Annotated in this window: 5 protein-coding genes; all 5 read right to left on the bottom strand. The window is 41.6% G+C overall.

The features are described 5' to 3' along the window. Positions 1-125: 125 nt before the first annotated feature. The gene (locus ACFQZG_RS27450) at positions 126-518 is read right to left on the bottom strand and encodes a hypothetical protein (protein ID WP_378157933.1); all 393 of its coding nucleotides are present in this window, start codon (positions 516-518) and stop codon (positions 126-128) included. 32 nt (positions 519-550) lie between these two features. After that, positions 551-1,189: a hypothetical protein gene (locus tag ACFQZG_RS27455; RefSeq protein ID WP_378157935.1), complete on the bottom strand. Its 639-nt coding sequence runs from the start codon at positions 1,187-1,189 to the stop codon at positions 551-553. A gap of 160 nt (positions 1,190-1,349) precedes the next feature. Further along, a complete protein-coding gene (locus ACFQZG_RS27460) occupies positions 1,350-3,776 on the bottom strand; it encodes a hypothetical protein (protein ID WP_378157936.1) in 2,427 nt (808 codons plus the stop codon). 15 nt (positions 3,777-3,791) lie between these two features. Next, positions 3,792-5,117 carry an HlyD family type I secretion periplasmic adaptor subunit gene (locus ACFQZG_RS27465; protein ID WP_378157937.1) on the bottom strand — a complete coding sequence of 442 codons (1,326 nt, stop codon included), beginning with the start codon at positions 5,115-5,117 and terminating at the stop codon, positions 3,792-3,794. Then, on the bottom strand, positions 5,114-6,745 hold the full coding sequence (locus tag ACFQZG_RS27470) for a type I secretion system permease/ATPase (RefSeq protein WP_378157939.1): 1,632 nt from the start codon (positions 6,743-6,745) through the stop codon (positions 5,114-5,116). Before ACFQZG_RS27470 ends, ACFQZG_RS27465 begins: the two co-directional genes overlap by 4 nt. Positions 6,746-6,825: the final 80 nt, after the last annotated feature.

Genomic DNA, 6,825 nt, shown 5'->3' on the forward strand with positions numbered 1-6,825 from the left:
GTCTTTGACGAATGCTTTCACCTGATCTTTGTTAAAGCGCGCCACTTGTGTCATCCTCTCAAACCAACCTTTCTCTTAGTTTATTTCATATTGGTTTGAGAGTTTACACAAAAGATTTTACAGACTCAATCTATGACATCCAATGCCACTGGGAGTTGAGGAGTAGCATTACCTCTAACGACGCCTAAGTAATCATTTACGATCACATCTTCAATAAACGGTACCGCATTGTCCCATGATGTGGGGTCCCACCAAGTAATATCAATATCAAATGGGTCATCCGTGCCTCTGATAGCTAATACAATGTTACCTAGTTTATTTTTATTAGCATCTACTTCCTCATATATCCCAGCATAAAAGCCGCTACCCAATTGGCCATATCCGCTATTATCATCAATTATATCAACCAATTCCCACATTCTTCCGAACGGGTCAATCTCTATCTCATTCTTCGTTAAATTTTTCCGGTAGATCTGATTACTCAAAAAACCATAAGAATAATCACTGACTTTTGTCATTGTATTACCTCCATATAAGTTAGTTAAGAAGACTATTTCAAGCTGCTTTTTAATCTATCTAATGCCAGTCTGTACTTATCTTTCATTTGATAAATTGTTATCATGGCATCATTTTTTTCGAATATAATGCTTACATTTTTATATTCCATCTCGATTTCCGCAAGCACATATTTCTGTTTTCTCAAATCCTCCATCAAACGAAATAGCGAATTTATCTCATGCTCAATTAATTTGTCTGTCAGACGTATGTCACGTTTGATGATTAAGTCATAGAAGAGTTCACTCCTCCTCTTATCTAATAGCGACTTATAGTCCTGACCTGTCCATGAATCTTCTTTGATAAAGAGAGCAGTAGCTAACCGTGTCTTGATAGGAAAATAGGATTCAAGTATTTTATTAAATTCTACCTCTGCAAACTTCGACATTACATCTTGATAAATCCACCTTGGATCCCATATTTGCAACTCCGTATTGGAATCCAAAGTTGAATGATAGTTTATACTATCTACTACATACTCAAATACATATGTCCCTCGATATAACTTTCCTTCCCTGAATCCTACAATTCGTGCATCCTCGCCCAACAAGTTCTCCAGCTTGACTTCCATTTGCGCCATCAGCGCTTTCTCTTCAGCATTGTATGATTTGTCCGGTGTAAAAATTAACCCCACTCCTATTATTACTCCTCCTACTAGAAGTACGGCCGTTAAGAATCCGACAATGCCCACAACCAGAGTCACTTTCAAGAGTTTTTTTGGAAATATCCTTGAAATGATTTTGATCCTAATCACCACCATGATTGTTGTTGATTCATTACAATAACTTCCGTGTTCAATAAGCTCCCGCATTAAATCCAGTAATTAGCGTTTGACTGAAAAGCAGTTTCTTCCATTGCTTATAGCTCAAATATACGTTTACTTTGTATTGCGATTGGACCTCGGAACTATAACTGAAGATCTGATGCTCATATTTACCCTCGCCCAACCGGATGGCGTACTCATTCGAGGAATCATCAAATTGATACGATTGCATATTCAAAATTCGGCCATTCAAATCATATACTTCAAAGGAAAGGCCATATTCCGTGTCCAGTTCATCCAATTCAATCGTTGTTTGCAGTTGGGCATTAAATGACAATTTTAATCCTTGACTTGGCGTATTCGCCATCGTCAATCCCGAAATGGATCCTTTGTACGGAAGCACAAAGAATTCACTAGGTTTTTGAGGAACCTCCCCTGGGAGCTTAAAGCGAATCGGATTCACAATAACGGGAACAGATCCACCGGTTTCGGATTCCTGATTGGAGTTTTCCAAACCAATGATTAATTCATAATTAGATAGTTGCGTCCCTTTCGGCAGATGGCCAATGATCGTAAACGCAAGACTTCTATTCGCCCCCAGCCTTTGCTCGCTATTAATAACATCTACCGGATAAACAAGATCTTGATTGAAGAGATAGCCAGTCCACCTTTGAGCTGCCATTGACCTCCTCTCCTTATTTTCATAGATCATTTGCAGCACTACTGTATCCAAGCGACTCCCCGGGAACACTAATAACCCACCTAGGCTTAAACTCGATTTCTGACCGATCAGATTAAGGTTATATGTGCTGCTCGCTAGCGTTACTTGTGAGGGTGTCGCGATATCGAATGCAGTAACAGAAGCTGTTTCATCGCCGATTTGACTTTCTATCATTAATTTCCCCTCTAAAGAACTAGACATCATCGGAATGCGACCCACAATTTGAAATTTTACTCCCTGACCCGGATTTAAAGTCATTAGCCGATCAAGCGGGATCACTGTACTCTCAATTTTCATATTACCAATATAGTAATAGGATTTAAGCACGGGAACTTCTATCGCTTGGTTATGCAAAGAGTGTAGAACTGCATCGGCGACGACAAGATCTTCTTCCCCCCATGGCAATCTGTAGTATCGACTAACCGTGATCTTGTAGTCTCCCTGAGCACTTACAATCCGCTTGTTCGCATCGGGTTTGCTCATCTGTATTGGGAATGACGCTACAGGTAACATAATGCTATCGATATTGCGGTCGACAGATTCAAGGAGAATCAACTTTCCATTTTCAATTTGAATATCTTGAGGTATAGTTACATTAATTGTAAGGATTTTTGTCTCCAGAGGAAGTAGTTGCTGATCCTTATCCGTCCCTTCAAGTTTCCCTGTGACTTGGATGCGGTCAGCACTTTCGAAAATTACCGCTAATTCGGGAATTTTCTCGTTACGTTTACCCGGATTATTAATATGAAGCGTCGTTGACAGTATCCTGTTTTTCGAATTCGTTATATCCGGTCTCGTAAAAACCTGACTTTCAATACTAGTTTGAATATACGAATTTGAGCTTGTCGGAACTTCGAAAGTCGCGGAAACCGGGAACTCCTCCATCGCCATGAGTTGTAACACGTAAACCGGTAATTTCTCATCTGACTTATCGAGATTTGTTGTCAACACGAGAGTATCTGTGGAATATGTTCCCGCAGGTAATTCCGCGTACAATTCAAGATATCCCTTCTCTTTAGCCTTAAATTGACGTTTATCTGTTTCCTTTCGTACCAATTCATACATGTCACCGGTTATCGTTCGAAGCCAGTAGGAAAACTCTGGTTCCTCCCGCCCTTGCCTACCCAAGTTTGAAACCCAGACTTTCGTGCTGACCGTTATACCTTGTGAATGTTTGAAATAATACATCCGATCAACTTGAATGGAATATTGGCCCAGTTTATCACTTATTATAAGTTTCTCTTGATAAGGAATGACCGATTCTTTGACAGGAATGTTCAGATGACTAAGCTTCCTCTCGAAAGATGTATACCGGTAGTTCCATTCAAAGAAATCGAATTTGAGTTGGTTTACTCGAACCTTCTTGCTCACCTTTGCATAATAGGTAAATTCTTTAACGGAATGCCCCTCTACGCGAAAGGTTTCTGCCTCTTCACGAACCATCTTGGCAGTGATTTTTAAGCCAGAAGATGTTGTAAGTTTAAATCCGTAATTCATATATTCTCTTGGCACTGATTCATTGTTTTGAAGCCTAATTCTAAACGTCAAAATCTGTTCTTCTTCCCAATTAATTATCTGAACCCCTTGAACCTCTAAATAACTCAGCTTGGAGATTTGCACTTTGAATGGCAAATTCTCGGACGGCTTGTTCCCTTGATTTATTGGTAGACCCGCTGCCAAAAGTAGGGGAGTCATTGCAAGAAGAAAGCCCACGCATAAAAAGTTTTTTATTCGCATTATTGCAAGCCTCCCTTATCTTAGCTTCAAGCTCTCATCCGCGTACTTAATAATAGGTGACAGGAAAAATTCAATAATTTTCCGTCGTCCCGTCTCTACTTCTACAGTAGCGGTCATGCCAGGACCTACCGGTACGTTCTGTCCGTTAACGTTAAAAATCGTTTCGTGAAGCGCCACCCTGGCCTTAAAGACGAGACCAAGCCTCTCATCTTCGAACACATCCGGACTTATGTATTCAATTTTTCCTTCCAGCGATCCGTATTTTTGAAAAGGAAATGTATCTATCTTGACGGTAACTGTCTGGCCTGTTTTTATGAACCCAATATCCTGATTTAATATATTCGTTTCTATAACTAGGGGGGTAAGCTCTGGAACAATCGTAATGACAGGTTGTGCAGAAGTTACAACCCCACCGATGGTGTAGGAGGATACCCCATGAATTGTTCCGTCAACAGGGGACACAAGATGCTGGAACTCAAGACGTTTCTTTGATTTAAGCAACTCAGCTTCCAGATTGGAGTAGGCCTTTTCCTTCTGGATCAACTCGTCTAGAATTTGTTTTTCTCTCTCATATTTCAACGTTTCCAGGTTAGCCTTAGCCTCGTCTAGCGACTTTTGATTTCTGCTCATTTCACTGCTCTGTACGCTAATATTTCGCTCCGCCTCATATAGCTCGCTGTCTGCATTCAGCAAGTCAACAGAATTTTGAGCTTCAGGCTGTTCCAGATTACGTTCCATCTCAAGTAACCGCTTCTTCTTCTCAAGAGACTCCATGTTGGACTTAGCAATGTCCAACTCGTGCTCTCGTTGGTTGACGACCAGTTGCAGAGAATAATGTCTGCTGCCGTATTCCTGTGCCCTTGCTGCCATCAATTTTTGCTGTATTAATAGAAACTCAAAGGCATATTCGATATCATCCAACTTGCCTGCATTCATTTGTATCGACTTCCCTTGTGACTCCGCAATAGCCATATCCTTCTCAAGCCCCGCTATAAATAGTTCCTTCTCGAGATTGTCTATATCCGCCTGAGTTGTTGCTGAATCCAGTTCCATTAACAATTGACCTCTTATGACCCTTTGTCCTTCTTTTACATGAATCTCCTTCACGACTCCTTGCTCCAACGGCTGGATCACCTGAATCTTGCCATCAGGCATGACTCTTCCTCTGGCAACTGCAACCTCATCCACTTCTCCGATACATGCCCATACAATACAGCTAAGGAACAGTACCCCCAGCAGCCATATTAACACTCTGCCTAAAGGCGAGGGTGGTGACTGTTCTAACTCTATTGCGTCAGGAAGAAATTCATATTCCAGACGATCTCTTTTCCATAATCTCATCCGATCTTCTCTCTTTCCTGTTGACCGTGAAGATAGAAGTATAATCCTTTGCGGTTCAATAGTTCATTATGATTGCCTTGCTCGACCAGTTCTCCCCTATCGATAACCATAATCGTGTCGGCGTTTGATAAAGTGGACAACCGGTGTGCGATAATAAATACCGTTCTTCCCTGACATATCCGCTTAAGATTCTGTTGAATAATTCTCTCGGATTCGTAATCCAGCGCCGAAGTCGCTTCGTCGAATATTAAGATTGATGGGTTAGCCAGCAGCGCGCGAGCAATCGCAATGCGTTGTTTCTGTCCTCCCGACAGCCCTGCCCCTTGTTCGCCCACAAGAGTGTCATATCCTTCGGCAAGCTCCAGTATAAAATCATGCGCTCCAGCCAACTTAGTTACTTGCACGATTTCCTCAATGGAAGCTGTCGGGTGGTGAACTGAGATATTCTCTCGAATGCTGCGATTAAAAAGGAAATTTTCTTGAAGAACAACCCCAATTTGTCTTCTTAGCCACGAGGGGTCTGCCATGGATATATCAATCCCATCCACCAGAATTTTACCGGATTCAGGAACATACAATCGTTGCAACAGCTTCGATAATGTACTTTTACCTGAGCCGCTTCGACCTACAATACCTACAACCATGCCAGATTGTGCTTGAAACGAAATTTTACGTAATATTTCCGGCCCGTCTGGTCGATAACGAAACGTAATCGTTTCAAACCGAACATTCCCCCTAATCTTCGGCAATCTTGTTTTGGAGGCATCCATAACAGGCTCTGATTTCGTTCTGAAAATATCACCGAGCTTATTGATTGATAATGCAGCCTGCTGAAAGTCCTGCCACATCTGGACAAGTCGAATGACTGGTTCACTGACTCTACCAGCCAACATTTGAAAGGCAATGAGTTGTCCAACCGAAATTGTACCGGCCATTACGAGGTGTGCCCCATAGAACAACACAGCTAGATTGGAGACCTTTTGAATAAATTGTCCAATAGAACTTGCAATACCGGACAACATTTGCGTTCGAAAACTCGAACGAATATAGTTGCTTAGCAAGCTATCCCATCTTTTCTGAGATAACGGTTCCAACGCGAACGACTTAATCGTCTGCACGCCGGTTACGGACTCTACCAAATACGCTTGAGATTCCGCCCCCCTTAAGAATTTTTCCTCCAAACTGCTCTTCAGCATCGGAATTATAGCTAGAGACAGAATAATACATAAGGGGATTGTTCCAACTACGATCCAGGATAAGGTTGAACTATAATAGAACATCACAGACAAATATACGAATATAAACAAAACATCAAGTACGGAAGTAAGCGGCGTTCCCGTTAAAAATTGCCTAATGTTCTCAAGTTCACGCACACGAGCTATGGTATCGCCAACACGCCTGTTTTCAAAGTAAACAAGCGGCAATCTGAATAGATGAGCAACCAACTTGGAGCCTAACTGCACGTCAATTCGACTCGTCGTATGCGTGAAAACATATGTTCTTGCAATACCGAGCAATAATTCAAAAACAGCAACCGCAATAAGAGCGAGCATCAACACATTTAACGTCGTAAGTCCGTGATGGAGTCTGTAAAATCTTTTGTGTAAACTCTCAAACCAATATGAAATAAACTAAGAGAAAGGTTGGTTTGAGAGGATGACACAAGTGGCGCGCTTTAACAAAGATCAGGTGAAAGCATTCGTCAAAG

This window comes from Cohnella sp. GCM10027633 (genome assembly GCF_042675445.1).
In the GTDB taxonomy this organism is placed as follows: domain Bacteria; phylum Bacillota; class Bacilli; order Paenibacillales; family Paenibacillaceae; genus Cohnella.